At 51.8% G+C, this 1,353-nt stretch carries 2 protein-coding genes; one reads left to right on the top strand and one right to left on the bottom strand.

Features of this window, described 5'->3' with window-relative positions:
* Nucleotides 1-776: hypothetical protein (locus tag Q0362_RS01275; protein WP_298118950.1), on the bottom strand; the 776-nt coding region annotated here is incomplete at its 3' end.
* A gap of 144 nt (nt 777-920) precedes the next feature.
* On the opposite strand from Q0362_RS01275, the gene Q0362_RS01270 reads away from it, so the two are divergent.
* Nucleotides 921-1,353, top strand: a 433-nt coding sequence (locus Q0362_RS01270) for a glycine-rich domain-containing protein (RefSeq protein ID WP_298118948.1), incomplete at its 3' end; no start/stop codon positions are given.

The raw sequence follows: 1,353 nt of genomic DNA, 5'->3' as shown, positions 1-1,353 counted from the left end.
GTGAGTGAGCTCAGGTGATCTCTCAAATGGTTGGGAATGAGACTTCCCGTGGTTTGAATTGTTGTGAGGTCTATGAATCCGGGTGCTTCTTTGTGAAGTCGTTGTGCAAGCAATGCTGCGTCGTGAGGAGAAGTAAGGAGTGTTCTCACCTTGTATCTATTGATTGTGGTGACGAGCTGTCCAACGTCTTCAGTAATGAAATATGGCGTGCCAGATAGCAGCGCCTCAGCAAAAGTGTTGAATCCGGACGCGGAGCGAAACCCCAAGCTTGTCATGAAGGGGCGGTGTGTCCGCCAACTGGCAGCTGTTACTCGGGCCCTTACCGTTCCGGTTGTTCCGCTTGAGAACAGAAGGTGGCATACGGAGTTTTCACGTGGGTAAGGAGTTGGCTGAAGTTGAGGGGTGAAGGAACCTAGAGTTTGGAGCGTTACTTCATCCAACAAGATTTGCTGACTAACCGGGACGCTGGGCAGAAGAACTGGCGTCACTATCCAGTCAGGATTTACCGAGGGGGCTTCCAGGTGGCCTATTGGAAGAATCGCGGAGATCCCGGCCCTGAACCAGGTGGCAGTAACAATGACTGTCTGCAGGATTGCGGAGAACCCAGTCATCCCCACGACTTGTCCGGGGCGGATGTTTCTGCTTTCAAATAAAGATGCAAGGCGGCCAGCAGTATCGAAGAACTCTCCCCAGCTCAGCACGATGTCGCCGAAAATGACAGCAGGTTCTTCTGGTTGAACCTCTGTCCGTGAAATCGCGAGCTCAAGGAGTTGCATGGGGACCTTTTAAATATTGGCCAGAAATGGACCGAATTACGAGATACCTAACAGGGTATATTCAACATCAGCGATCAATTTCGCAAATCGTTTTCGGTCTTGAACTCGGGTCCAAGATAGAAGACCCTCAGAATTGGAAATATTGTGAATAAAACTGCACTTCGTGTTGTGAGCGGCATCGGCGTCGGTCTATCTGCTGGGTTCGCTGGTCTGGCAGCGGTTCCTGCACACGCGGCAACCAATTGCCCAACACCTTCTGTGTTAATCGCACCCGGAATTTGTGAAGTAGTTTTTTCTAGCTCAGGAACTTTTACTGCCCCTGCTGGAGTCACCAAACTCACAGCTGTTGTCGTAGGTGGTGGCGGTGGTGCCTACGCATACAACAGCAACACATACGGCGCTGGCGCAGGACAGGTTCTCTACACAGAAACAATTGCTCTTACTGGTAGTTCAGATGTTGTGGTGGGTGCAGGAGGAACCGCAGTAACTGTCCCACCAACCTCAGGTGAGCCTTCCTCTATTGGATCCAGCGCCCAGGCTAGTGGTGGCGGCGGCTCTCCCTGGTACCTCTTTATTG

It is taken from the genome of uncultured Aurantimicrobium sp., assembly GCF_936931525.1.
GTDB lineage: Bacteria > Actinomycetota > Actinomycetes > Actinomycetales > Microbacteriaceae > Aurantimicrobium.
This window is presented reverse-complemented; position numbering and strand designations above follow the sequence as displayed.